This window comes from Lentzea jiangxiensis, assembly GCF_900104175.1.
GTDB classification, from domain to species: Bacteria; Actinomycetota; Actinomycetes; order Mycobacteriales; family Pseudonocardiaceae; genus Lentzea; species Lentzea jiangxiensis.
Genome location: NZ_FNIX01000004.1, coordinates 416037 through 439363, shown reverse-complemented (window position 1 = coordinate 439363; position 23327 = coordinate 416037). Strand labels below are relative to the sequence as shown.

General features: G+C 71.0%; 28 protein-coding genes. 14 read left to right on the top strand and 14 right to left on the bottom strand.

Annotated features, from left to right (window positions below):
* Positions 1–99 precede the first annotated feature (99 nt).
* Entirely contained in the window at positions 100–390 is a 291-nt protein-coding gene (locus BLQ91_RS16115; RefSeq protein WP_090097622.1) for a WhiB family transcriptional regulator, read from the top strand.
* 3 nt (positions 391–393) lie between these two features.
* On the opposite strand, the gene bagB is transcribed toward BLQ91_RS16115, so the two are convergent.
* The 3 genes from bagB to BLQ91_RS16100 are packed head-to-tail and all read right to left on the bottom strand — an operon-like array spanning position 394 to position 2803.
* The gene (bagB, locus tag BLQ91_RS16110; RefSeq protein WP_090097621.1) at positions 394–1518 is read right to left on the bottom strand and encodes an ATPase BagB; all 1125 of its coding nucleotides are present in this window, start codon (positions 1516–1518) and stop codon (positions 394–396) included.
* Positions 1515–2507, bottom strand: a complete 993-nt coding sequence (gene bagA, locus BLQ91_RS16105; RefSeq protein WP_090097620.1) for an ATPase BagA — start codon at positions 2505–2507, stop codon at positions 1515–1517. Before bagA ends, bagB begins: the two co-directional genes overlap by 4 nt.
* Before the next feature lie 44 nt (positions 2508–2551).
* Positions 2552–2803, bottom strand: coding sequence for a hypothetical protein (locus tag BLQ91_RS16100; RefSeq protein WP_090097619.1), 252 nt, complete (start codon positions 2801–2803; stop codon positions 2552–2554).
* Between the two features lie 68 nt (positions 2804–2871).
* Between BLQ91_RS16100 and sp36 the strand changes: the two genes are divergently transcribed.
* From sp36 to BLQ91_RS16080, 4 genes are read left to right on the top strand one after another with little or no spacing between them, the layout of a single operon-like run.
* Positions 2872–3027, top strand: coding sequence for a Sp36 family protein (gene sp36 / locus BLQ91_RS16095; RefSeq protein ID WP_086668176.1), 156 nt, complete (start codon positions 2872–2874; stop codon positions 3025–3027).
* Entirely contained in the window at positions 3024–3479 is a 456-nt protein-coding gene (locus BLQ91_RS16090; protein ID WP_090097618.1) for a RidA family protein, read from the top strand. Before sp36 ends, BLQ91_RS16090 begins: the two co-directional genes overlap by 4 nt.
* Positions 3480–3519: 40 nt before the next feature.
* Positions 3520–4122, top strand: a complete 603-nt coding sequence (locus BLQ91_RS16085) for a hypothetical protein (protein WP_090097617.1) — start codon at positions 3520–3522, stop codon at positions 4120–4122.
* Between the two features lie 11 nt (positions 4123–4133).
* Positions 4134–5264, top strand: coding sequence for a hypothetical protein (locus BLQ91_RS16080; RefSeq protein WP_090097616.1), 1131 nt, complete (start codon positions 4134–4136; stop codon positions 5262–5264).
* Here BLQ91_RS16080 and BLQ91_RS16075 read toward each other — a convergent pair.
* Both BLQ91_RS16075 and BLQ91_RS16070 read right to left on the bottom strand, forming a co-directional pair.
* Positions 5258–6067 carry an MBL fold metallo-hydrolase gene (locus BLQ91_RS16075; RefSeq protein WP_245733462.1) on the bottom strand — a complete coding sequence of 270 codons (810 nt, stop codon included), beginning with the start codon at positions 6065–6067 and terminating at the stop codon, positions 5258–5260. The genes BLQ91_RS16080 and BLQ91_RS16075 overlap by 7 nt on opposite strands.
* Entirely contained in the window at positions 6064–6858 is a 795-nt protein-coding gene (locus BLQ91_RS16070) for an NUDIX hydrolase (RefSeq protein WP_090097615.1), read from the bottom strand. Before BLQ91_RS16070 ends, BLQ91_RS16075 begins: the two co-directional genes overlap by 4 nt.
* 39 nt (positions 6859–6897) lie before the next feature.
* Here BLQ91_RS16070 and BLQ91_RS16065 point away from each other — a divergent pair, with 39 nt between their 5' ends.
* The 3 genes from BLQ91_RS16065 to BLQ91_RS16055 are packed head-to-tail and all read left to right on the top strand — an operon-like array spanning position 6898 to position 8572.
* Positions 6898–7254 carry a hypothetical protein gene (locus BLQ91_RS16065; RefSeq protein WP_090097614.1) on the top strand — a complete coding sequence of 119 codons (357 nt, stop codon included), beginning with the start codon at positions 6898–6900 and terminating at the stop codon, positions 7252–7254.
* Positions 7255–7268: 14 nt separating this feature from the next.
* Positions 7269–8159 (top strand): Gfo/Idh/MocA family protein, encoded by an 891-nt coding sequence (locus tag BLQ91_RS16060; protein WP_090097613.1) that lies wholly within the window; start codon positions 7269–7271, stop codon positions 8157–8159.
* Complete coding sequence (locus tag BLQ91_RS16055; protein WP_090097612.1) at positions 8156–8572, top strand: tetratricopeptide repeat protein; 417 nt, start codon at positions 8156–8158, stop codon at positions 8570–8572. Before BLQ91_RS16060 ends, BLQ91_RS16055 begins: the two co-directional genes overlap by 4 nt.
* Positions 8573–8774: 202 nt before the next feature.
* On the opposite strand, the gene dnaN is transcribed toward BLQ91_RS16055, so the two are convergent.
* Positions 8775–9866, bottom strand: coding sequence for a DNA polymerase III subunit beta (gene dnaN, locus BLQ91_RS16050; RefSeq protein ID WP_090097781.1), 1092 nt, complete (start codon positions 9864–9866; stop codon positions 8775–8777).
* 85 nt (positions 9867–9951) lie between these two features.
* Between dnaN and BLQ91_RS16045 the strand changes: the two genes are divergently transcribed.
* Positions 9952–10404 carry an HIT family protein gene (locus BLQ91_RS16045; RefSeq protein ID WP_245733460.1) on the top strand — a complete coding sequence of 151 codons (453 nt, stop codon included), beginning with the start codon at positions 9952–9954 and terminating at the stop codon, positions 10402–10404.
* Here the strand turns inward: BLQ91_RS16045 and BLQ91_RS16040 are convergent.
* From BLQ91_RS16040 to BLQ91_RS16030, 3 genes are all read right to left on the bottom strand, one after another.
* A complete protein-coding gene (locus tag BLQ91_RS16040; protein ID WP_090097611.1) occupies positions 10401–11648 on the bottom strand; it encodes an MFS transporter in 1248 nt (415 codons plus the stop codon). The genes BLQ91_RS16045 and BLQ91_RS16040 overlap by 4 nt on opposite strands.
* 423 nt (positions 11649–12071) lie before the next feature.
* Positions 12072–12746 (bottom strand): Crp/Fnr family transcriptional regulator, encoded by a 675-nt coding sequence (locus tag BLQ91_RS16035; protein ID WP_030477589.1) that lies wholly within the window; start codon positions 12744–12746, stop codon positions 12072–12074.
* A gap of 206 nt (positions 12747–12952) precedes the next feature.
* A complete protein-coding gene (locus BLQ91_RS16030) occupies positions 12953–13192 on the bottom strand; it encodes a hypothetical protein (RefSeq protein WP_090097610.1) in 240 nt (79 codons plus the stop codon).
* 136 nt (positions 13193–13328) lie between these two features.
* Here BLQ91_RS16030 and nth point away from each other — a divergent pair, with 136 nt between their 5' ends.
* From nth to BLQ91_RS16010, 4 genes are read left to right on the top strand one after another with little or no spacing between them, the layout of a single operon-like run.
* Positions 13329–14036, top strand: a complete 708-nt coding sequence (nth, locus tag BLQ91_RS16025) for an endonuclease III (protein WP_245733512.1) — start codon at positions 13329–13331, stop codon at positions 14034–14036.
* Positions 14033–14596 carry a TlpA family protein disulfide reductase gene (locus BLQ91_RS16020; protein WP_090097609.1) on the top strand — a complete coding sequence of 188 codons (564 nt, stop codon included), beginning with the start codon at positions 14033–14035 and terminating at the stop codon, positions 14594–14596. The genes nth and BLQ91_RS16020 overlap by 4 nt, the downstream gene beginning before the upstream one ends.
* A complete protein-coding gene (locus BLQ91_RS16015) occupies positions 14593–15252 on the top strand; it encodes an NUDIX hydrolase (RefSeq protein WP_090097608.1) in 660 nt (219 codons plus the stop codon). The genes BLQ91_RS16020 and BLQ91_RS16015 overlap by 4 nt, the downstream gene beginning before the upstream one ends.
* Before the next feature lie 15 nt (positions 15253–15267).
* Positions 15268–16455: a MarP family serine protease gene (locus BLQ91_RS16010; RefSeq protein ID WP_090097607.1), complete on the top strand. Its 1188-nt coding sequence runs from the start codon at positions 15268–15270 to the stop codon at positions 16453–16455.
* Here BLQ91_RS16010 and BLQ91_RS16005 read toward each other — a convergent pair.
* Positions 16452–17147 (bottom strand): TetR/AcrR family transcriptional regulator, encoded by a 696-nt coding sequence (locus BLQ91_RS16005; RefSeq protein ID WP_090097606.1) that lies wholly within the window; start codon positions 17145–17147, stop codon positions 16452–16454. The two genes, BLQ91_RS16010 and BLQ91_RS16005, sit on opposite strands and share 4 nt — an antisense overlap.
* A 70-nt stretch (positions 17148–17217) precedes the next feature.
* Here BLQ91_RS16005 and BLQ91_RS16000 point away from each other — a divergent pair, with 70 nt between their 5' ends.
* Positions 17218–18702, top strand: a complete 1485-nt coding sequence (locus BLQ91_RS16000; protein ID WP_090097605.1) for an FAD-dependent monooxygenase — start codon at positions 17218–17220, stop codon at positions 18700–18702.
* Here the strand turns inward: BLQ91_RS16000 and BLQ91_RS15995 are convergent.
* From BLQ91_RS15995 to acs, 4 genes are all read right to left on the bottom strand, one after another.
* Positions 18674–19591 carry an alpha/beta fold hydrolase gene (locus BLQ91_RS15995; RefSeq protein ID WP_090097778.1) on the bottom strand — a complete coding sequence of 306 codons (918 nt, stop codon included), beginning with the start codon at positions 19589–19591 and terminating at the stop codon, positions 18674–18676. The two genes, BLQ91_RS16000 and BLQ91_RS15995, sit on opposite strands and share 29 nt — an antisense overlap.
* Positions 19588–20043: a phage holin family protein gene (locus BLQ91_RS15990; protein WP_090097604.1), complete on the bottom strand. Its 456-nt coding sequence runs from the start codon at positions 20041–20043 to the stop codon at positions 19588–19590. The genes BLQ91_RS15995 and BLQ91_RS15990 overlap by 4 nt, the downstream gene beginning before the upstream one ends.
* On the bottom strand, positions 20040–21197 hold the full coding sequence (nhaA, locus tag BLQ91_RS15985; protein WP_281199486.1) for a Na+/H+ antiporter NhaA: 1158 nt from the start codon (positions 21195–21197) through the stop codon (positions 20040–20042). Before nhaA ends, BLQ91_RS15990 begins: the two co-directional genes overlap by 4 nt.
* Before the next feature lie 130 nt (positions 21198–21327).
* Positions 21328–23310: an acetate--CoA ligase gene (gene acs, locus BLQ91_RS15980; RefSeq protein WP_090097603.1), complete on the bottom strand. Its 1983-nt coding sequence runs from the start codon at positions 23308–23310 to the stop codon at positions 21328–21330.
* Positions 23311–23327: the final 17 nt, after the last annotated feature.

Genomic DNA, 23327 nt, shown 5'->3' with positions numbered 1-23327 from the left:
TCAACGTCCAAGGAATGCAGCCGTAGCTCGAACGCTACGGCATCCGTGGCAGGGGTGTGGCGGATTTCCACATTTGGACAGCACTGAGGAGTGGGGGATATGAACCAGGGGGATTGGCGTATCAACGCTTCGTGCCGAGACGAAGAGCCGGATCAGCTCTTCGTCCGAGGTGCGGAGCAGCGCAAGGCGAAGCTCGTGTGCCTGGGTTGCCCGGTGCGCATGGAATGCCTGGCCGAAGCGCTGGACAACAAGATCGAGTTCGGGGTCTGGGGAGGCATGACCGAGCGCGAACGCCGCGCTCTGCTGCGCCGCCGCCCGGACGTCGAGTCGTGGTTCGAGCTGCTCGACAACGCACGTCAAGAGCACGTCGAGGACACGAGGGTCGGCTAGGGGCTACTCCCCGGCGAGCCGGCGACCTATCTCCCGCAGGCCGTCGAGGTCGTGCACGTCCGCGGGCAACGCCGGCACGCCGACCAGCGCGACACCGGGATGAGCACGCGTGAACCGGGCCAGCAGCCGCTTCTCACGATCGGCCACTGCGACCCGGTCCGCGTGCAGCCGGAGCACTGCCGCGGCGAGCGGCGCGTCACCGGAGCGGTCGAGGCCGTCCGCCGCGGCCAGCGCCTTCGCCGCGGGCAGGTCCGCCGCGAGCACCGGGTGGGTCCTGTTCGCGACGAGGCCGCACAACGGCATGTTCTCGGCGCTGAGCCGTTCCACGAAGTAGCTCGCCTCGCGCAACGCGTCGGGTTCGGCCGCCGCCACCACCACGAAACCGGTTCCGGGCGACCGGAGCAGTTCGTACGTGCGCTGCGCACGCTCGCGGAATCCGCCGAACATGCTGTCGAAGGCCTGGACGAACGTCGACGCGTCCTGCAACAGCTGGCCACCGACGATCGTGGACACGGCCCGCGTGAAAAGGCTGAACCCGGTTCCGACGATCTTGAGCAACCCCCGGCCGCTCGCGCGGGCCGGTGCCGAGAGCATCCGGATGAACTTGCCGTCGAGGACCGTCGAAAGCCGCTGCGGCGCGTCCAGGAAGTCGAGCGCCGACCGGCTCGGCGGGGTGTCGACGATGATCAGGTCCCACTCGTCCTGCGCGACCAGCTGGCCCAGCTTCTCCATCGCCATGTACTCCTGCGTGCCGGAGAACGACGAGGAAATGGTCTGGTAGAAGGGGTTCGACAGGATCTGGTCGGCCCGGTCGCGACCGGCGTGGGTCAGCACCATGTCGTCGAACGTGCGACGCATGTCGAGCATCATCGCGAACAGCTCGCCCTTGGGCTCGAAGCCGTCGACGGTGACCGCGCGCGGGTTGTTGTCGAGCTCCCGCAGGCCCAGCGACTGCGCGAGGCGCCGGGCCGGGTCGATCGTCAGCACGACCACGCGCCTGCCGCGTTCGGCCGCGCGCAGCGCCAGCGCCGCCGCGGTCGTCGTCTTGCCCACGCCGCCGGAGCCGCAGCACACGAGGACGCGCGTCTCGAGGTCGTCGAGCAACGGGTCGAAGTCAAGCCTGTTCATCGGACTCCCGCCGCGACCAGCACCTCGGCCAGCTCGTACAGCGCGGCCACGTCCACCCCGTCCGTCAGGTCGGGCAGCTCGAGCGTCGGCAGGTCCGACTCGCCGAGCAGCTCCTTGGCCTCCTGCTGCGACTGCACCCGGACGGCGTGCTCCACGGTCTCGTCGACGAGGCCTTCGAGCGTGAACTCGTCGAGGTCGAGCCCGGCGGACCTCAGCCCGGCGAGCACGCGCGACTCGTCCACCCTGCCCTCGGCGGCGACCGGCACGGACCGCGCGGGCAGCCGCGTCGGCTGCACCCGGTTCACCAGCACCGCGCCCGGCCGCAGGTCGGCGCCGTCCAGTTCGGCGACGGCGTCCAGGGTCTCGCGCACCGGCATCTCCTCCAGCAGTGCGACCAGGTGCACCGCCGTGTCACCGGAGTGCAGCAGCCGCACGACGCCCTCGCTCTGCCCCTTGATCGGCCCGACCTTCGCCAGGTCGGCCATGGCCTTGGTGACGTCGAGGAACTTGACCACACGTCCCGTCGGCGGCGCGTCCAGCACGACGGCGTCGTAGACGTGGCGGCCGTCCGGCCCGGTGCGGTTGACGCATTCCTTGACCTTGCCGGTCAGCAGCACGTCCCGCAGGCCGGGCGCGAGCGTGGTCGCGAACTCGATCGCGCCCATCTTGCGCAGCGTCCGGCCGGCGAAGCCGAGGTTGTAGAACATCGCCAGGTACTCGAGCAGCGCCGCCTCCGCGTCGACCGCGAGCGCGTGCACCTCACCGCTGCCCGGCGCGGACGCGATCCGCTCCTCGGAGTACGGCAGCGGGGCCCGGTCGAAGAGCTGGGCGATGCCCTGCCTGCCCTCGACCTCCACCAGCAGCACCCGGCGGCCACCGGTGGCGAGCGCGAGCGCCAGCGCGGCCGCGACCGTGGTCTTCCCGGTGCCGCCCTTGCCGGAGACCACGTGCAGGCGGGCTCGGGTCAGCTCCTCGGTCCACGACGTCACACGTCCAGACTATGTGTGAAATCGGTCAGGTGTGGGCCTGGCGGTCAATCAACCATGGTGAGGAAGAGAACTGCCATGGCGGTGGCGGCGACCAGCGCCCAGGCCACGACGGACGGCAGCCACAGCGCGATGCTCGCCGTGACGACGACCACGACGACCAGACCGATCAGCCCCGCCTGCACGACCTGGGGGCGGTTGCTGTGCTTGCGGTCGCGGACCTGGGCCATGGCGACGAGCACCATCACGAGCCCACCCAGCGCGAACAGGCTGGTGGCGATGATCCTCCAGGTCTCCACGTGATCAAGGTAGCCCGAAGTGCGTGAACCCCGCAGGCTTCGATCGGGTGGCAAGTTAGGCTCGGCGCATGACGAAGTGGGAGTACGCGACCGTGCCGTTGTTGATCCACGCCACGAAGCAGATCCTCGACCAGTGGGGCGAGGACGGCTGGGAGCTGGTCACCGTGCTGACCAACCCGACCGGTGAGCAGCACGTCGCGTACCTGAAGCGGGTGAAGGCGTGAGCACCTGGAGTGCGCGGCTGGAGGAGCTCGGCATCGAGCTCCCCGGCGTCGCGGCGCCGCTGGCGGCCTACGTGCCCGCCACGCAGAGCGGTTCGTGGGTCTTCACCTCCGGCCAGCTGCCGTTCGTCGACGGCAAGCTCCCCGCCACCGGCAAGGTGGGCGCGGAGGTCTCGCCGGAGGAGGCCAAGGAGTACTCGGCGACGTGCATCCTCAACGCCCTCGCGGCCGTCGACGCGCTCGTGGGGATTGACTCGATCAAGCGAGTCGTGAAAGTTGTCGGGTTCGTGGCCTCCGCCGAGGGCTTCACGGGGCAGCCGGGTGTCATCAACGGCGCGTCGGAACTGCTCGGCGAAATCTTCGGCGACGCGGGCAGGCACGCCCGGTCCGCCGTGGGCGTGAGCGAGCTGCCGATCGGCGCTCCCGTGGAGATCGAACTGATCGTCGAGGTCTGAGTTCCCGGTTCGCGTACCGGGTTCCGCTGAAGGGTGTGACATGTCGGACACGTGCCACGAGCTGCTCCTGAGGCTCGCCGGACGCCTGCCGGACGAGCTGCTGTGGCGGTACCGCGACTGGGCGGCCTCGGACGCGTACGCGGTGCTGGCCAGGTCACTGCCGCGCACCCTGCTGCACGGGCGCATCCCCCTGACCGACCACGAGCTGCGCCTTTTGCAGGACGCGCTGGTGCCCTACGGGGCGGAACCCGGTGCCGTCAGTTCGATCAAAGGGCTGGACGAACTGCCCCCCACCGACTACACCTTTTCTCCAGAATCACCCGATCGGGTGCCGATGGGGGATTCCGCGACCGTCGTTCTCGGTGCCACGCTGCGAGGCCGCAACGGGGTCGGTGAGGTTCGCTCCTGCTGGCGCATCGGTCCCACGGGGATCAACCGCGTCCTGCTGGTGGCGGCCACCACCGGTCACGCCCGGCTGACCGGAGAGTTGCAGCGCGTGCTGCGGGCGTTGGGCGAGCACGACCCGTGCGTCGAGGTCGTTCCGTCCGGCATGGACCTTCCGCCCTACCACCGGGCGGCGTTGGCGGCATCAGAGCTGGTGTGCGCCGGCGCCGAGTCCGATGAGCACCTCGTGCTCAGCTAAGGAGAGTTGACGTGACGAACGACGGTGTCGGCCTGCCGGTCCGTCTGCACGACCTCCTGCTGTCGATGGCCGGGCGGGTCGACGACGACGCCCTGTCGCTGGCGCGCGAGTTCCTCGCGGTCGGAGAACTGGACCGCTCGATCGAACTGCTCGTCGGCGCTCTCGTCGCCGGCGGCATCCCGGTGCTGCCGGACGAGCGAGCGACCATCACGTGGGTCCTGCACGAGGTCCGCTCGGACGCCTCGCTCACCGACCGCCTGCCGGTGGTCGAGATGCTGCCGTTCATCCGGCACCGCTTCACCTCCGAGACCGACCCCGGCGCGGACATCGCCGCGCACCTGGTCCGCGCGGTGTCGGTGCTGCCCGACATCCGCTCGGTGCGGTGCGTCTGGCGTTCCTCGCCGACGGGCTCCACGCCCGGCCCGCTGCCGCAGCGGGTGGTGCTGGTGGACATCGGCCCGCAGGGCTTCGCGCCCGCGACCGCGTACCGGATCGACTCCGTGCTGCGCAAGGCCGGCGTCCGCGCCGCCGTCGAGGTCCTCACGACCGGCATGCAGCTCGGCGAGTACCACGCGTCCGCCGTGACGTCCTCGCGCGCGGTGCCGATGTCCGGGTCCCCGGCCCCGGTCGCCGAGCCCGTCTCCCCGCAGGGTGCGTGGTTCGACCAGCCGGAAGAGCCTCCCGCTCCGGCGCCGGTGGCCGAGCCGACACCGGCGCCGGAGCCACAGGAAGAGACCGGCTCACGACGCACGCGTTCCACACCGGCGCTGGAGGGCTCGCAGCCGTTCCCGCCCAAGCCCGTGAAGCGCATTCCGATGGCGACCGTCGAACCGCAGGCGGAGCCGCTCCCGGAGCCGCTGCCCGAGCCGGTGCCGATCAACAGGGCCGAGGTCACCACGGAGCTCAAGGCCGACGAGCTGGCGGCCCTGCAGGCCGCCCTCGCCGAGCCCGCCGAGCCGTCCTCCGTGGACGCGAACCTCAGCGAGCGCGAACGGGCCCTGCTGCAGCAGCTGCACGAGGAGCTGGCGCAGCGGGAGCAGACCGGTGCGCCGGCCTCGGACAGCGGCCGCTGGCAGATCGACCGCTCCTCGTCGCGCCAGTCCGCTTTCGGCGCGACGAACAACGGCCACCAGTCTCAGTAGCCGCCGCGCAGGTACTCGAGCTGGGCCCGCACCGACCACTCGGCTGCGGGCCACAGCACCCTGTCCACGTCCGCGTAGACGACCTCGACGACCTCACGCGGGGTCGGGGCGCCGCCGAGAGCTTCCACGGCGTTGCGAACCTGCTCCAGCCGTTGTGTGCGGTGCGCGAGGTACATCCGTGCGGCCTCGCCCGCGTCCGCCAGTTCGGGGCCGTGGCCGGGCAGCACCGCCGTGTGCTCCGGCAGGTCGGCGAGCAGCTTCAGCGACTCGAAGTAGTCGCCCAGCCTGCCGTCCGGGTGGGCCACGATCGTCGTGCCGCGGCCGAGGACCGTGTCGCCGGTCAGCACGGCCTCGCCGTCGATCACGAAGCACAGCGAGTCGCTGGTGTGGCCGGGCGTGCCGAGGACCCGCAGCTCCAGGCCGGAGCTGGTGATCACGTCGCCGTCGCGGAGACCTTCCGAGCCGTAGGTGAACGTCGGGTCGAGCGCGCGCACCGGAGCCTTGACCAGTTCCGCGAACTCACGAGCGCCGTCGGAGTGGTCCGGGTGGCCGTGGGTCAGCAGGATCTCGGAGACCGGGCCGAACGACGCGATGCGCTCGAGGTGAGCGCCGTCGAGCGGGCCGGGGTCGACCACGACGTACGACTCGGCGTCCAAGGCCTTGAGCAGCCACGTGTTCGTGCCGTCGAGCGTCATCGGTGACGGGTTGTCCGCGAGCAGCACGGCCGCGTGCGGCGTGACCTGGCGCAGCTCGCCGTACAGCGGGTGCGCGGCGCGGGCGCCGATCAGCGGGGACCCGCTCACGGCAGCACCACCCGGATGACGTCGCCGTCGCGGATCAGCTTGGGGATGATCTTCTCGACGCTGCGCTCCTCGGCCATCACCTTCTCGACGCTGCCGAGCGCGCCGACCTCCTCGAGGGTGCGCCAGGTCGGCGGCATGAGCATCCGACGACCCTCCTGCGCGTCCTGGACGGCGTCCTCGGGCGTTTGCCACGACGCGTCCGACGCCTCGGTCGTCTCCCCGTCGGCCTTCTGGCCGGACGGCAGCGCGGCGACGAAGAACCGGGTGTCGTAGCGGCGGGGCTCCTCCCGCGGGGTCATCCAGTTCGCCCACGGCCGCAGGAGGTCCGCCCGCAGCACGAGGCCCTCCGAGGTGAGGAACTGCGCCAGCGAGATCTCGCGGTCGACCAGTTGCCGCCGGGCCTTCGAGTACGCCGAGGTGTCCGCGACGACCGAGGTGGCGTCAGGACCCGCGAGCAGCACGCCGGACTCCTCGAACGTCTCGCGCACGGCCGCGCACACGAACGCACGGGCCGTCGAGGCGTCCACTCCGAACACCTCGCCCCACCACCGCGGTTCCGGACCGGTCCACGCGACGGACGTGTCCGCGTCGCGCCGGTCGACACCGCCGCCGGGGAAGACCGTCATGCCACCGGCGAACGCCATGCCCTTCACGCGGCGCAGCAGGAAGGCCTCCAGGCCCCGCACGCCGTCGCGGAGCAGGACCACGGTGACGGCGTCGCGGGGCTCGGCGGGTTCGGAGACGGGCTTCGCGGGTACCAGGTTTCCCGGCAAGGTCATGTCGTCGGGCATCCTCCGAGCGTACGACCGCGCTTACCCGAGGATGGTGTGATGGCGACGAAGGTCTCCGGTTGTCTGGTGCAGGTGCTGCTGTTCCTGCTCGGAGCCGTGCTGGCGACAGGTCTCACGGCGGTGGCGGGCGTGGTGATGTTCGTGCCGGACCGCACGACCGTGATCAGCGTCGACCCGACCTCCACGACACCGGGCGTGTACGTGAAGAAGGTCGAGCAGCTCGTCGGCGGCACCCACTACGAGATCTGGCTGGGCCCGTCCCCGGACCGCGGCCACGTCGTGACGGTGCCCGCCGGCTGGGACCACGACCCGCGGCGCGAGCCCTCCCCGGACGGACTGCGCCTGAAGTTCGGCAACGGCGGCGAGATCTTCGTCCCCAAGGCGAGCTACTCCTGAGGCAGGATGTGCGAGTGGACGAACAGCTGCGCGTAGGACTTGTCGGTGCGGGCCCGTGGGCCCGGATGATCCACGCCCCCGGCATCGCGAACCACCCCGGCACCACGCTGACCGGCGTGTGGGCGCGCCGCGAGGAGGCGGCCGCGGAACTCGCCGCCTCCTTCGGCGCCGAGCCGTTCTCCGACTACGGCGCAATGCTGTCCACAGTGGACGCCGTGGCGTTCTGCGTGCCGCCGGGCGTGCAGGGCCCGATGGCGATCGAGGCCGCCCGCGCCGGCAAGCACCTGGTGCTGGAGAAGCCGATCGCCGAGAACGCCGAGGTCGCCTCCACCCTGGCCGACGCGGTGGCCGAGGCCGGCGTCGCGTCGCTCGTCGTGCTGACCCGCCGCTACGCCCCGGAGACCAAGCAGATGCTGGCCCAGCTGCACCGCACGGGCGGCTGGACCGGTGCCGACAGCCGCTGGATCTCGGGCGCGCTGCTCGACGGCCCGTTCTCGAACTCCCCGTGGCGCCACGACAAGGGCGCGCTCGACGACGTCGGCCCGCACGCCTTCGACCTGCTGGACGCGGCCCTCGGCGAGATCACCGACGTCGTGGCCGCCACCGTCTCCGACACGGGCCTGTGGCAACTGATCCTGCGGCACGAGGGCGGCGCCACCAGTACCGTCTCGCTTTGCCTGTCCCTGCCGCTGCAACCCGCTTTCGCCGACCTGACGGTCTTCGGGGTCAACGGCGCGCGCACTCTGACGAACCGCGACACGCCCGCGTTGGAGTGCTTCACGAACCTGCTCGACGACTTCGTGGCGATGGTGCACAGCGGAACGACCGCGCACGAGTGCGACGTGCGGCGCGGGCTGCACCTGCAGCGGATCATCGACCTGGCGAGGAGCAAGGCCGGGGCGTGAAGTTCACGATCGACCCCGGGACGCTGCGCGAGGTCCCCGACGAGCACGACGCGTGGACGCAGATCGGGGTGGCGGCGCGGATGCTCGGCCTGCTCGATCTGGCCGAGCAGGCGCTGACGAAGGCGTTCGAGCTGCGCCCGTCAACGGCGGCACGGCTGAGGCTCGCGCACGTGTACCAGTGGCAGGGCAGGTTCGCTGAGGCGCACGCGGAGTTCGCCCGGTGCGCGGACAGCGGCGAGATCGCCGGCTTCGTGCACCAGCACTGGGGGAAGTGCTACTTCGACGAGGGACGGTTCGACGAGGCCCGCGCGCACTTCCAGCGAGCCCTGGACCTGCGTCGGGGCGGCGACCCCGCGTTGGTCGAGTCGACGCGGATCGCGCTCAGCGCGGCAGAGGCGCGGAGTACCGGCTGAGCAGCGCACCACCGGGCCGGGTCGCCCGGTGGTCGTGGCCGGACCGACCCCGTCAGGTGCACCCACCCTCGCGGCGGAGGGCGACACGCGCCTCGTGATCACCGGCGCAGCAATCCCATGCGTCCGCCGAGCGTCGCGGCAGCTGTCGCGACGGTCCTTCTCGGCGCCGCGGAGCCATCGCGTCCCCGGACGCGGCCTGCCGTCAGGCCACCGAGCGCATCGGCACCACGAGGTAGGTGAGCTCCACCCCGTCCTCATCCGGCGTCGACGTCAGCACCGTCGACCGCAGCCCGCCCTGGATCTTCAGCTCGATCCGGCGGCCGGCGAACGCCTTCAGCGCGTCGGCCAGGTAGCGGGCCTGGAAGGTCTTGGTCAGGCGGTCGCCCTCGACGTCCGCCTTGACGAACTCCTCGGACTCGCCCTGCTGCGGGTCGCTGCCCTTGACGCGGAGCTCGGCGTCCTCCACCTGGATCGTCACCGCCTGGTGAGGTCCGCCGTAGGGGGTTGCTCTGCGGACGGCGCGGGCGAGCGCGTCCGCGTCCACGAGCACCGTGCTGTCGATGACTGCCTCCAGGAGTCGGCGCGCACGGTCGTCCGGGAACGGAGCGGCCAGGAGCGCGGTGGAGATCGAGTTGTTGCCCCAGGCGAGGCCGATGCGGTCGGCGTTCGCGTGCAGGGCCACCTGACCGGTGGCCTGCCTCGCCGCTTCGACGACGGCCTTCGCAGGTACCAACAGGTCGAGTTGACCTTCTTGTTCCCACGGGAGAGTGGCGTACGCCATGCGGTAGCGGTCGGTCGCCATGACGTGCAGCCTGTGGGCGTCCGACTGGATGCGGATGCCGGTGAAGATCGGCAACGCGTCGTCCTTCGACGCCGCGCCCGCGACGGCCGCGACGGCCTTGAGCTTCTCGGCGTCGACGTGGCCCTGCCGGGGCGGGAGCTCGGGGACGCCGGGGTGGTCGTGCAGTTCGAGGAGCGGGAGCGCGAACCGGGACGTCGGTGTGCGGACGGCCAGCCGCCGGCCCTCGACCTTGAGCCTCACCTGCGGTTCGTCCAGCGCCTGGAGGGTCGCCGCCAGCGGCTTCGCGGGCACGAGCACCTCGCCTTCGGTGTGGACGGTCGCGTCGACGGTCAGGCGCACGCCGTGCTCCTGGTCGCTGCCCGCGATCTCGACGTCCGTGCCCGCTCGCAGCCGCAGCCCGGCCAGCACCGGGTCGAGCACGCGGGTGGGCAGCAGCCGCGCCACCTCGGCGGCGGCACCGGCCAGGTCGGCTGTCGTGGCGGTGAGGTCCATGATCCGGACGGTAGCGGGCACCCCCGACAATTCCGGGTGCCTCGAAAGGCTCGCCCGATCACGCGGTCCCCGGCAAGGTGGTCCTGTGGCGGAGAAGAGCGGAAACGGGGCGTTCCAGCCGGCGGGCGACTGCCCGGTCTGCGCCAAGCACCGCGGTGAGGGGCCGCTGGCCGGACCCGTGGTGTTCGCCGGCGACCTGGTCGTCGTGTCGCACCAGCCGCGAGGGGTTCTCGGCCACCTCTTCGTCGAGACGCGCAGGCACGTCGCCTCGCTCGACCTGCTCACGGTCGCCGAAGCGGAGGCGGTGGCGCGGGCGGCGAGGCTGACGGCCGTCGGGTTGCGGGCGGAACTGGATCCCGAGTTCGTCTTCTCGGCCGTGGTCGGGCGGTCCGCGGCCCACTTCCACCAGCACGTGTTCGTCCGGCACCGGGGGACGCCGGACGAACTGCCGTGGACCGAGACCGACTGGCCGGGAGCGCCACGAGGGGACGCGGTGGAGCTGAGCGCCCGGCTCGGGGCCTACTTCGAGGGGACCTAGCGCGAGGCGAGTTCCATCTCGGACCGCGCCGGCGCCTCGGCGGGCACGCCGCGGCTGACGGTGCCGCGCAGCAGCCAGACCGCCAGTGCGATCAGCAGACCCGCGACACCGGCCGCGGCGAACGCCGGGCGCGTGCCGAAGTGCTCGATCAACTGGCCGGACAGGCCCTGGCCGAGGGCGAGGCCGACGGTCACCGAGGTGATCACCCAGCCGAACGCCTCCGCGGCCATGCCGTTCGGCGTGACCTGCTCGATCGCGGCGGAGTGCGCGGTCGACTGCGGCGTGATCAGCGTGCCGACCAGGAACAGCGCCACGGCGAGGCCGACCAGCGTGGCCGGGACGGCGAGCAGGAACGACAGCAGCGCGAAGCCGCCCAGCAGCACCGGCAGGCGCAGGTGCATCGGGCGCGGCCACGGGCGCATGCCGTAGAGCACGCCGAAGACCACCGAGCTGATCGACCACAGCGACAGCATCAGGCCACCCATCGAGGCCTGACCGGCGGCCTTCGCGAACGCCGGCACGGCCACCTCGACGAAGCCGATGGTCACACCGAAGCCGAGCGCGGCCAGGGCGACCGTGCGCATGCCGGGGTAGGCGAACGCGCCGAGCAACGGGCGAGGGGCCTGCTCGACCGGCCCCCAGGCGCGGACGACCGCGTTGAACGCGAACCACAGCGCGCCCACGACCATCAGCACGGCACCCACGACGACACCGGTGCCCGCCCACGGCGCGGCCAGCAGCAGACCGGCGAGACCCGGCCCGAGGATGAAGAAGACCTCCATGCTGATCGCCTCGTAGGCGTAGCCCGCCATCCGCGTGGGCCCGGCCGGGACCATCCGCTCCCACAGCGCCCGCGACGCGGAGCCCACCATCGGCTCCGTGGCGCCGACCCCGAAAGCCAGCGGGACCAGCAGGAACACCGACGCACCCACCTCGACGGCGAGCACGGAGACGGTCACGAAGAAGGCGAACAGCCCGGTCGTGAAGAGCAGCGGGCGGGTGGGACCGAAGCGGTCCATCAGCCGGCCCTGGACGACGGATCCGAGCGCCACGCCCACCAGAGCCGCCGCCGAGACCATGCCGGCGACCGCGAACGAGCCCGTCACGCGCTCCACGTAGAGCAGCAGCGAGAGCCCGACCATCGCGATGGGCAGGCGGGCGAGCAGCGACGCGACCACGGCGCCGCGCATGCCGGGAGTCGTCAGGGCAGCACGGTAGTCGGAGAGACGGGCGGAGTGGGACATGCGTACCAGTGTGCCAGACCTGGTACGCGCGTACCAGTTCAGGTGCGCGGAGTCACCACGGTTGCGATTGGGTCACGGGAATGGGATGACCGGGTGAAACCTGCAACGAATCGGCCACACACGAGGTCCTTGAGGGTGAAAGGGCTTGAGCGGTCGGGGTGCCGACGTGCGAAAGTTGACTCGCCGATCGAGACCAACCTCTGGCCTGAGGGTCGGGGCCTGCGCGCCGGAGGGTGGAAAGCACGGTTCGTCGGGGGATGGGCCGTGCAACGCAAAGGACCGGTGCGCCACGTCGGGGGTGGCGCCCGGTCCTTTGTGTTCGGTCGTGCGCATCGGCCGTTCTCCGCAGGCGGCGAGCGGTGCCGGTCGTCCGTCCGAAGAGGGACGACCAGCGCGAACTCCGTCGCGTGCCCGGGGATCTCGCTAGCGGGCGCGGCGCGCGAGGCGCTCCGGGTCCAGGATCAGCACGCTCTTGCCCTCGAGGCGCAGCCAGCCGCGGTGCGCGAAGTCGGCCAGCGCCTTGTTCACGGTCTCGCGGGACGCGCCGACGAACTGGGCGATCTCCTCCTGCGTCAGGTCGTGCGTGACGCGGAGCAGGCCGGCCTCCTGCGAGCCGAAGCGCTGCGCGAGCTGCAGCAACGCCTTGGCGACGCGGCCGGGCACGTCCGTGAAGATCAGGTCGGCCAGCATGGAGTTCGTCCGGCGCAGCCTGCGGGCCAAGGCCCTCAGCAGCTGCTCGGCGATCTCCGGCCGGTTGGTGATCCACTGGCGCAGCGCGGGGCGGTCCATCGACACCGCGCGGACCTCGGTCACCGTCGTCGCAGTGGACGTGCGGGGGCCTGGATCGAAAATGGACAGTTCGCCGAACATGTCGGAGGGTCCGAAGATCCCCAACAGGTTCTCGCGGCCGTCCGGCGACTTGCGGCCGATCTTCACCTTGCCGGACTGGATGATGTACAGGCGATCGCCCGGCTCACCCTCCGCGAAGATCACGTGGCCACGCGGGAACTCCACCGTCTCCAGGGTCGTCGCCAGCGCCTCTGCGGCCGCCGGGTCCACCCCCTGGAAGATGCCCGCTCGCGCCAGGGTCTCGTCCACCTCGTCCCTCCTAATCGACGCGACGGCACGCCTACCACCTTCTTTGGTGGAGTCAGCGCCGTGCCGCCGATCACTGCGTTGCAGTCTAAGGGCTCTCTTGTGGATCGCCGCTCGGCTCGCCGTCTCAGCGTGAACAACAAGACTGACTCGATCCAGAGCCCAACGAACCAGTCTACGCCATTCGGGTGTGCGTCAGAGCGGGGCCGTCAGCGGACGCGCTTCTGGCGCACGCCACGACCACGACGACGGAGGCGGAACAGTTCCAGCGCGCGACCGATGCCGTGTCCGTAGAGCGCCTTGACCTCATCGGGTCGCGCCGACTCCAGGAACTCCTCGACCTCGTTCTCCTGCACGGCGACGTGCCGGAGCTTCGCTTCGACGCGCTCCATGAAGAGCGCGAAGAACATGATCACGATGGGGACGACGATCACAAACCAGGCAGTCATGATGCTCCGCAGTCTGGCGCATGAGGGATTCGAGTACGGATCTAGGGGTCTGTTCCGGCGTGTTGACTACTCTGGATCAGTGCCCGCAACCAAGAAAACGGAAACCAAGCTCGGCCTGACCCGAAGGGCCCGCCGGATGGTCCGCGTGCTGGCCGAGGGATACCCCGACGCGCACTGCGAGCTGGACTTCACCACGCCGCTCGAGCTCGTCGTGGCGGTGATCCTCTCCGCGCAGTGCACCGACAAGAAGGTCAACGAGGTCACTCCCGCCCTCTTCGCGAAGTACCCGACGGCCGCCGACTACGCCGGCGCCGACCGGGCGGAACTCGAAGAGATGCTCCGCCCCACCGGTTTCTTCCGGAACAAGGCGACGTCTCTGCTGGGTCTCGGTGCCGCTCTCGTGGAGCAGCACGACGGTGTGGTGCCGGGCACGATGGAGGAGCTGGTCAAGCTCCCCGGTGTAGGACGCAAGACGGCCAACGTGGTTCTCGGCAACGCCTTCGATGTGCCCGGGCTCACAGTCGACACCCACTTCGGCCGCCTCGTGCGCCGCTGGGGCTGGACCGACCTGGAGGACGCCGTCAAGGTCGAGCACGCCGTCGGCGAGCTGGTCGAGAAGCGCGACTGGACCATGGCCTCGCACTGGATCGTGTTCCACGGCCGGCGCGTCTGCCACGCCAAAACCCCTGCTTGCGGTGCCTGCCTGCTGATGAAGGACTGCCCGTCGTACGGCCTCGGCCCCGAGGACCCGGACAAGGCGGCGAAGCTCGTCAAGGGCGATGAGAAGCCACACCTGATCGAGCTGGCGGAGCGGGTCAGGGCTGGTGAGAAGCTGGTGGGGTGAACAACCGCACGCGCTGGCTCGTCGTGGTGCTCGTCCTCGGCCTGGCGGGTGTCGTGGCCCTCTGGCCCCGTGACGACGAGCCGGGGCCGCCGCCCACGCCGTCCCGCCCGACGCAGGACGTGTCCGCCCTGCGCGCGCAGGCCCAGCTCAGGCCGTGCGTGCCGGGCTCAGGGGGCGGCGTGGACGTCACGTGCCTCGGTGACGGCACCCGGACGGCCCTCGCGCTGAAAGGCCCGCTCCTGATCAACTTCTGGGCGACCTGGTGCCAGCCGTGCCAGGAGGAGCTGCCGGTGCTGGACGCGTACGCGAAGCAACCGGGCGCCGTGCCGGTCGTCCCAGTTCTCGTGGAGAGCAGGGAAGCGGACGGCCTGGAGTTGCTCACCCGGCTCGGGGTGCGGCTGCCGTCCGTCCACGACGGCGCCGACGAACTCCGCAAGCGGGTGAAGGCGCCGAACTCGCTCCCCGCCACGTATTACGTAACAGCGGACGGTCAGGTCCGGCTGATCACCGATCCGCCGACCTTCACCGCTCCGGACCAGGTGGAGAAGGCGGTTCGATGACGGAGGCGGTAGAGCCACCCGACTGGATGCAGCGCCTGGCCAAGGCCACCGAGGAGATCGACGGGCGAACGTTCATGCGGGACCCGCGCACTCCGACGAGGGCCTACCGCAAGGCGGCCGTGCTCATGCTGTTCGGCGAGTCCGAGGAGCACGGGCCGGACGTCTTGCTGCTGCGCCGGTCGGACACGTTGGGTTCGCACCCCGGCCAGGTCGCGTTCCCGGGCGGGGCGATGGACGACACCGACGACGGGCCGGTCGCCACCGCATTACGCGAGGCTTACGAGGAGACCGGTGTACTTGCGTCAGGAGTGAGACCACTCACCCTGCTGCCGGAGCTGCACGTGCCGGTGTCCGGGTTCGTGGTCACGCCCGTGCTCGCCTACTGGGAACAGCCGAGCCCCGTCGCACCCGTCGACCCGGCGGAGACCGCCGCCGTCGCGCGGGTGCCCGTGTCGCACCTCGCCGACCCTGCCAACAGGTTCCGGGTGCGCCACCCCGCGGGCTACGTCGGAGCGGCCTTCTCCGCGCCGGGCATGCTGGTGTGGGGCTTCACCGCGGGGTTGATCAACGGCCTGATCGCACTCGGCGGCTGGGAACAGCCGTGGGATGCGACGGATGTGCGCGACCTTGAACTAGCGTTGCGCGCTACACAGTGAGGCGGAGGTTCTGGGGTGAACTGGGTTGACCTGCTCGTGCTGGGCCTCGCCGCGATAGCCGCGGTGTCCGGGGCCAGGCAGGGCATGGTCGTCGCGCTGCCCGCGTTCGTCGGTGTGCTCGTCGGCCTGATCCTCGGCACGCAGATCGCGCCGCTGCTGGTGTCCCAGTTCGAGAACGTCGTCACCAAGGTCGTGTTCGCGGTCGGCATCGTCGTGCTGCTCGTGGCGCTCGGCGAGACGATCGGCGTCTACATCGGACGGACTATCAAGGCGCGGGTCAACGCGTCGCCGCTGCGCGGCGCGGACAACGCCCTGGGCGCGATCGTGCAGGGCTTGGTCGTGTTCGTGGTGGCGTGGATGATCGCGCTGCCGCTCACCTCGGTCGTCGGCCTGCCGGACCTCACCTCGTCGCTCAAGCAGTCGGTGATCCTCGGCAAGGTCGACCAGGCCATGCCGCCCGCCGCCCGCGTGCTGTCGGGCGATCTGCAGAAGCTCTTCGACGTCTCGGGCTTCCCGCAGGCGATGGACCCGTTCAACCGGACGCCGCTCAAGGCGGTCGAGCCGCCGGACGGCCAGCTCGCGAACTCCCCGGTCGCCGGCCGGCTGAAGTCCTCGGTGCTCAAGGTCCGCGGGCGCGCCCCGTCGTGCTCGCGCGCGCTGGAGGGCACCGGCTTCGTGATCGCCCCGGAGCGGGTCATGACGAACGCCCACGTCGTCGCCGGCACGAACGAGGTGACGGTCGAGGTCGGCCGCGGCCAGTTCGACGCGACGGTCGTGGCGTACGACCCGAAGACCGACATCGCCGTGCTCGCGGTGCCGGACCTGGAGGCCACGCCGCTGCAGTTCCGCTCGGACGAGGTGCAGCCGGGCGAGGACGGCATCGTGCTCGGCTACCCGCTCGACGGCCCGTACAAGGCCTCGCCGGCCCGCGTGCGGGAGCGCATCCCGCTGCTGCGCGGCCCGGACATCTACGACGCCCAGACGGTCACGCGGGACGTCTACACGGTGCGCGCGGAGGTCCGCTCCGGCAACTCGGGCGGCCCGCTGGTCGACCCGAACGGCCGGGTGATGGGCGTGGTGTTCGGCGCGGCCGTCGACGACCCGGAGACCGGCTTCGTGCTCACAGCCCAGCAGGTGCAGCAGACGGTGCAGAAGGCGCCGACGCTCACCCGCCGCGCCTCGACCCAGGGCTGCGCCTCCTAGGGCGAGTGGCGGGCCGCGACGCCGTCCAGGACGTAGCCGAGGCCCGTCTCGAACCTCTCCGCGGCGTCGCGGTCGCTCGACTCGTGCACCACCCTGGCGAGCGTCGGGAACCGGCCGGTGGCGAGCACGCGCTGCATGTAGGGGCCGGACGCCCGTTGCCACTGCTCCTCGGTCATGCCGCTCGACCGCTCCGCGCGGAGCTCGGTGATCTCGCCGCGGACGGCCCCGAACACGTAGGCCATCACCGCGCCGACCACGTCGAGCACCTGGTCGATGTCCTCGAACCGGACGGTGGCGAGCGTCGTCTCCAGGTGCGTGAGCGCGTTCGGGCCCTGGTGCGGGCGGTTGCCGACCAGGTCGACGAACCACTCGTGCCGCTTCGCCGCGGCCCGGACGCCGTGCGCGACGTGCCGGAGTCCCTCGCGCCAGCCGGCTGAGGGCGACGGCGGCGTGATCTCGCCGTAGACCTCGTCGACCATGAGGTCGAGCAGCTCGTCCTTGGTCTCCACGTACCCGTACAGGCGCATCGGGCCCGCGCCGAGGGCGGCGGCGACCTTGCGGAAGGACACCTCGTCGAGCCCGCCCGCGTCGGCGAGCCTGATCGCGGCGCCCACGACCAGCTCCCTGCTCAGCGGGGTCGGCGACGGCTTGGCGGGCGGCTCGGGGCGGTCCCACACGGTCTCGTTCGACATCGCGCTGGACAATACACCGTCTTATAGCGATACAGTGTATCGATCGATACGGCGTATTGAGGGGGATGTCATGAGGACTTCGGTGTTGGTCGTCGGGGGAGGCCTCGCGGGAACGTCGGCCGCGCTGTTCCTGGCGTGGCACGGCGTGCCCGTGACGCTGGTGGAGAAGCATCCGGGCAGCTCGGCGCACCCGCGCGCGGTCGGGTTCAACGCCAGGGTGGGTGAGCTGCTGCGCGGGGTCGGGCTGGAGGACGAGCTGCCGGAGAGCCGGATGGCGAAGGGTTTCGGCGTCCGGCGGGTCAGGGCGGAGAGCCTCGTCGGGAAGAAGTACGAGGAGACGTTCTGGACGCCACCGGCCGAGCTGTCCGACGTCGAGCACTCACCGGTCGCGGGCATCGGCGTGGCGCAGGACCGGATGGAGCCGATCCTGCGCGACAAGGCCCGCGAGCTCGGCGCGGACATCCGGATGAGCACGCGGATGCTGGAGTTCGCCCAGGACGACGACGGTGTCACGGCGGTCGTCCAGGGCGACGGCGCACCGTACGAGATCCGCGCCGACTACCTCGTCGCGGCGGACGGCCACCGCAGCCCGGTCCGCGAACAGCTCGGCATCACCCGCACCGGCCGCGGGTACCTGCACACCTCCCGCAGCGTGCTGTTCCGCGCGCCGCTCGAGGAGTACTTGCAGGACGGGATCGGCCAGTTCGTCATCGATGACGTCGGGTTCCTGACCACCTACGGCGACGGGCGCTGGGTCCTGATGCTCGACGACGGCGAGTACGACGAGCCCGAGCTGCGGCGGAAGATCTTCCAGGCCATCGGCCGCGACGACCTGGACGTCGAGATCGTCACGACCGGCCGGTGGACGATCAGCGCGTCGGTGGCGGACCGGTTCTCCGACGGCAGGGTCTTCCTGGCGGGCGACGCCGCGCACACGCTGCCGCCGAGCCGCGGCGGGTTCGGGGCGAACGTCGGCATCGAGGACGCGCACAACCTCGCCTGGAAGCTCGCCGCCGTGCTGGACGGCGGGTCACGACCGTCCCTGTTGGACACCTACGACGCCGAGCGGCGGCCGGTCGCCCTCCTCTGCCACCAGCAGATCTTCGCGCGCAACGACGGCCACAACCGCGACGGCGAGCCGGACGAGGCGCCGTTGTACGACAACAACGCCATGCACTTCGGCGTCCTCTACCGGTCGGCGGCCGTGCTCGGTGCGGGTCCCGAGCTGCCGCCCGCTCAGCTCCCCGAGCAGTGGAACGGCCAGCCCGGCACGCGCGCCCCGCACGTGTGGACGGAGCCGGGAAGGTCCACTGTGGACCTCTTCGGGCGCGGCTGGGTGCTCGTCGCCGACCACCCGCAGTGGGAGGAGGCCGCCGCACCGCTCGGCGTCCGGTGCGAACGCGTCGAGCAGCTGGACGCGTTCGGGCTGTCCGCGAAGGGCGCTTCGCTGGTCAGGCCGGACGGCTACGTCGCGTGGCGGTCGATCGACCTGCCGGACGACCCGGCCGCCGCCCTGGAGGCCGCGTTCAGGTCAGCTTCCGCAGGAACTCGGTGATCAGCCTGCTCGTGGTGTGGGGCGCCTCCTGGTTCGGGAAGTGCCCCACCTCGGGCAGGTAGCGGAACTCCGACTCGGGACCGAGCCACGGCAGCGAGTCGCGCGCCGAGGACTCGAGGACGACCGGGTCCAGGGCGCCGTGGAGCTGCAGCACGGGCACCTGCACCGGCTTGTCGACGGCCTCGGCGAACCGGCGGCCGTCGCTGCGCAGCTGCGAGCGCACCGCCCAGCGGTAGTACTCGAGCGCGCTGTGGGCGACGCCCGGCACCGTCATCGCCTGCCGGCAGCGGCGGATGACCTCGTCGAACTCGGGCGCCGACCGCCACTTCGGACCGGACCACGCCGAGAGCAGCTTGGCGACCTGCAGGGCGTTCTCGCGGGTCAGCCAGCGCTCGGGGTGGATCGGGAGCTGGAAGCGCAGCACGTGGGAGTTCACGCGGGGGTGCGTGCGGAACGCCCGGCGCGTCACCAGCGGGTGCGGCGCGGACAGCACGGAGACCGACGAGACGACGCGCGGGTGCAGGGCGCCCACCGTCCAGGCGATGGAGCCGCCCCACGCGTGGCCCACCAGGTGCGCGCGTTGGGCGCCGAGCGCCTTGACCAGACCCGCGACGTCACCGGCGAGCGTGAAGCCGTCGTAGCCGCGGGGTGGTTTGTCCGAGTCGCCGTAGCCGCGCAGGTCGACGGCGACCGCGCGGTACCCGGCCTCGGCCAGCGCGGTCAGCTGGTGCCGCCACGACCACCAGAACTCGGGGAACCCGTGCAGCAGCAGCACGAGAGGTCCCTCGCCGAGTTCGGCGACGTGCAGGCGGATGCCGTTGGCCGAGACGTCGCGGTGCGTCCACGGACCCGCGACCCGCACGACGGACGGGTCGGGTTTGCGGCTCAGTTGACGGCGCCCCTGCTCTGGGAGTCGCGGTGCGTCAGTGCCGCGACGGTGTCCTTCGCGGCCGCGATCGACCTCTCCGGCGCCCTGATCTTCTTCACCTTGCGGTAGCCGAGGAAGGCGCAGGCGCCGGCGGTCAGCAGCATCACCGCGAAGACCAGTCCGAAGCCCGCCCAGTAGCCCCAGCCGAACCACTCCGCGAAACCGAAGCCGAGGGCCATGAACAGGAAGAACAGGCTGAAGCACAGCACGGTCAGCGCGACGATGAAGAAGACGCTGCCCTTGACGCCCTTCTTGATCTCCTTGGTGATCTCGCCCTTGGCGAGTTCGACCTCTGCTCTGACCAGAGTCGACACGTGGGCGGTCGCATCACGAACGAGACCGCCGATCGATGCCTCGGCAGTCGGGTCGTCTGCGGTCAGCGGAATCGACGCGATGTGCTCCCTGGTGGTCACCCGGACATCGTGCCATGCGCCCGGCTGCGGCGAATGAGCAACACCGAGGCGAGCAGCGACGCGATCATCGAAGCGAGCAGGACGGCGGCCTTCGCGGTCTCCGGCTGGTCGAGCGAGAGGTCCGCGATCAGCAGGCTGACGGTGAACCCGACGCCGCCCAGCGTCGCCACCGCCACGATGTCGCGCGGTCCCGCGCCGGACGGCCAGACGGCGGCCTTGAGCCACACCGCGAGCGCCGAGGCGCCCACGATGCCGATCACCTTGCCGATGACCAGCCCCGCCATCACCCCGATCGCGATCTTGTCCGAGAAGAGCTTCCCGAGCGCCTCCGCGCCCACCGGCACACCCGCCGCGAACAGCGCGAACACCGGCACGGCCACCCCGGCCGAGAACGGCTGCAGCCGGTGCTCCAGCCGGACCGCCGGCGCCTCGGCCTCGTACGGGTCGCGCCTCACCCGCGTCAGCAGGGCGAGCGCGACACCCGCGATCGTGGCGTGGATGCCCGACTCGTGCATGAACCACCAGGTGCCGAGCGCGATCGGCACGTAGAGCCACGGACTGGTGATCCGCTTGTGCTGCAGGAACCAGTACAGCGCCAGCAGCAGCACGACCGCCCCGGCGGCGAGCAGGTTGAACTTCGCCGTGAACAGGACCGCGATCACGATGATCGCCCCCAGGTCGTCCACGACGGCCAGCGACAGCAGGAAGACCCGCAGGCTCGACGGCAACCCGGACGCCGTGAGGGCCAGCACGCCGAGCGCGAACGCGATGTCCGTCGCGACGGGGATCGCCCACGCCTTCTCGATCCCGGGCTGTCCCCAGCCGATCCCGAGCGCGACCAGCGCGGGCACGATCATCCCGCCGATCGCGGCGACGATCGGCAGGACGGCCGCCTTGAAGTTCGACAGCTCCCCGACGACGAGCTCGCGCTTGAGCTCCAGACCGGCGACGAAGAAGAAGATCGCGAGCAGCCCGTCCTTGGCCCAGTCGCCGACGCTCAGCGGTCCGAGGTGGAGATCGCGCAGCGTGAAGTACGCGGGGGCGAGGGGCGAGTTGGCCCAGATCAACGCGACGGCGGTGGCGCCGAGCAGCACCATGCCCCCGACGGTCTCGGTGCGGAGGTAGCGGGCGAAGTCGGCGATCTTGGGCGGCACGGGTCTCCCTGGGCAGTCAGCGGGCACGACAAATCCTCGTGCCGACCAGACTTCCCGGCTCACCCTGGTGCAACCTTAACGCGAACGGGCGCCCTCCTCAGAGGACGCCCGTCACGTTTCGAGCGGAGGATCAGTCCTCGGACTTGCCCGACTGCAGGCCCGCCGAGATCAGGTTCATGACCGACGAGTCCGCCAGCGTCGTCACGTCGCCGACGGCGCGGTTCTCCGCCACGTCGCGCAGCAGGCGGCGCATGATCTTGCCCGAGCGCGTCTTCGGCAGCTCCGGCACGACCATGATCTGCCGCGGCTTCGCGATCGGGCCGATCTCCTTCGCCACGTGGTCGCGCAGCGCCTTGATCGCGTCGGCGCCACCGGCGTCCGCACCCGCGCCACCGCGCAGGATCACGAACGCGACGATGCCCTGGCCGGTCGTCTCGTCGGACGCGCCGACGACGGCGGCCTCGGCCACGGTCGGGTGCGACACGAGCGCCGACTCGACCTCGGTGGTCGAGATGCGGTGACCGGACACGTTCATCACGTCGTCGACGCGGCCGAGCAGCCAGATGTCGCCGTCGCCGTCGTACTTCGCGCCGTCACCGGCAAAGTAGTTGCGATCCTCGCTGAACCGCGACCAGTACGTCTCGCGGTAGCGCTCGTCGTCGCCCCAGATGCCGCGCAGCATCGAGGGCCACGGCTCGTTCAGCACAAGGTAGCCGCCGCCTCCATGCGGCACCTCGACGCCCTCGTCGTTGACCACCATCGCGCTGATGCCAGGCAGCGGGCGCTGCGCCGAACCGGGCTTGGTCGAGATCACGCCGGGCAGCGGCGAGATCATGATCGCGCCGGTCTCGGTCTGCCACCACGTGTCGACGATCGGGGCCTTGCCGCCGCCGACGTTCTCGCGGTACCAGATCCACGCCTCGGGGTTGATCGGCTCGCCGACCGAACCCAGGACGCGCAGGCTGCTCAGGTCGTACTTGGCCGGGATGTCCGCGCCCCACTTCATGAAGGTGCGGATCAGCGTCGGCGCCGTGTAGTAGATCGAGACGCCGTACTTCTGCACGATCTCCCAGTGGCGGCCCTCGTGCGGGGTGTTCGGCGTGCCCTCGTAGACGACCTGCGTCACGCGGTTCGACAGCGGGCCGTAGACGATGTAGCTGTGGCCGGTGACCCAGCCGATGTCCGCGGTGCACCAGTACACGTCGGTGTCCGGCTTGAGGTCGAACACGTAGTTGTGCGTGTACGACGCCTGCGTGAGGTAGCCGCCGGACGTGTGCAGGATGCCCTTGGGCTTCCCCGTGGTGCCCGAGGTGTAGAGGATGAAGAGCGGGTGCTCCGAGTCGAACGCCTCGGGGGTGTGCTGGTCGGACTGCGAGTCCACCAGCTCGTGCCACCACACGTCCTTGTCGGTCCACGCGACCTCGGTGTCGGTGCGCTTCACGACGATGACCTTCTCCACCGACGGCGCGCCGGCGACGGCCTCGTCCACGGCGGGCTTGAGCGGAGCCGGGTTGCCGCGGCGGTACTGGCCGTCGGTCGTGATCACGAGCCGGCACTCGGAGTCCTGGATGCGGGTGCGCAGCGCCTCGGCGGAGAAGCCGCCGAACACGACGCTGTGCATCGCGCCGACGCGGGCGCAGGCCAGCATCGCGAAGATCGCCTCGGGCACCATCGGCATGTAGATCGCGACGCGGTCCTCGGCGCCGATCCCCAGCGACGTCAACGCGTTCGCGGCCTTGGAGACCTCGCGCTGCAGCTCGGCGTAGGTGATGGCGCGGGAGTCGCCGGGCTCGCCCTCCCAGTGGATCGCGACCTGCTCGCCGTGGCCGGACTCGACGTGCCGGTCGACGCAGTTGTAGGCGACGTTGAGCCTGCCGCCGACGAACCACTTCGCGAACGGCGCGCCCGACCAGTCGAGCACCTGGTCCCACCTGGTCTCCCAGTGCAGCCGTTCCGCCTGCTTCGCCCAGAACGCCTCGCGGTCGGCCTTCGCCTCCTCGTACAGCGCGGGCTGTGCGTTCGCCTGTGCCGCGAACTCGTCGGAAGGCGGGAACGTCCTGCTCTCCGTGAGCAGGTTGTCCAGGGCGTTGCCCTGGCCTGGCGACTGCGTCATGGTGCGAGACCTCCTGG

Coding starts and splice junctions, on each gene's coding strand:
- BLQ91_RS16115 (WP_090097622.1), top strand. CDS start 100: ATGAACCAGGGGGATTGGCGTATCAACGCTTCGTGCCGAGACGAAGAG.
- bagB (WP_090097621.1), bottom strand. CDS start 1,518: ATGAACAGGCTTGACTTCGACCCGTTGCTCGACGACCTCGAGACGCGC.
- sp36 (WP_086668176.1), top strand. CDS start 2,872: ATGACGAAGTGGGAGTACGCGACCGTGCCGTTGTTGATCCACGCCACG.
- BLQ91_RS16085 (WP_090097617.1), top strand. CDS start 3,520: ATGTCGGACACGTGCCACGAGCTGCTCCTGAGGCTCGCCGGACGCCTG.
- BLQ91_RS16070 (WP_090097615.1), bottom strand. CDS start 6,858: ATGCCCGACGACATGACCTTGCCGGGAAACCTGGTACCCGCGAAGCCC.
- BLQ91_RS16065 (WP_090097614.1), top strand. CDS start 6,898: ATGGCGACGAAGGTCTCCGGTTGTCTGGTGCAGGTGCTGCTGTTCCTG.
- dnaN (WP_090097781.1), bottom strand. CDS start 9,866: ATGGACCTCACCGCCACGACAGCCGACCTGGCCGGTGCCGCCGCCGAG.
- BLQ91_RS16040 (WP_090097611.1), bottom strand. CDS start 11,648: ATGTCCCACTCCGCCCGTCTCTCCGACTACCGTGCTGCCCTGACGACT.
- BLQ91_RS16030 (WP_090097610.1), bottom strand. CDS start 13,192: ATGACTGCCTGGTTTGTGATCGTCGTCCCCATCGTGATCATGTTCTTC.
- nth (WP_245733512.1), top strand. CDS start 13,329: ATGGTCCGCGTGCTGGCCGAGGGATACCCCGACGCGCACTGCGAGCTG.
- BLQ91_RS16015 (WP_090097608.1), top strand. CDS start 14,593: ATGACGGAGGCGGTAGAGCCACCCGACTGGATGCAGCGCCTGGCCAAG.
- BLQ91_RS16005 (WP_090097606.1), bottom strand. CDS start 17,147: ATGTCGAACGAGACCGTGTGGGACCGCCCCGAGCCGCCCGCCAAGCCG.
- BLQ91_RS16000 (WP_090097605.1), top strand. CDS start 17,218: ATGAGGACTTCGGTGTTGGTCGTCGGGGGAGGCCTCGCGGGAACGTCG.
- acs (WP_090097603.1), bottom strand. CDS start 23,310: ATGACGCAGTCGCCAGGCCAGGGCAACGCCCTGGACAACCTGCTCACG.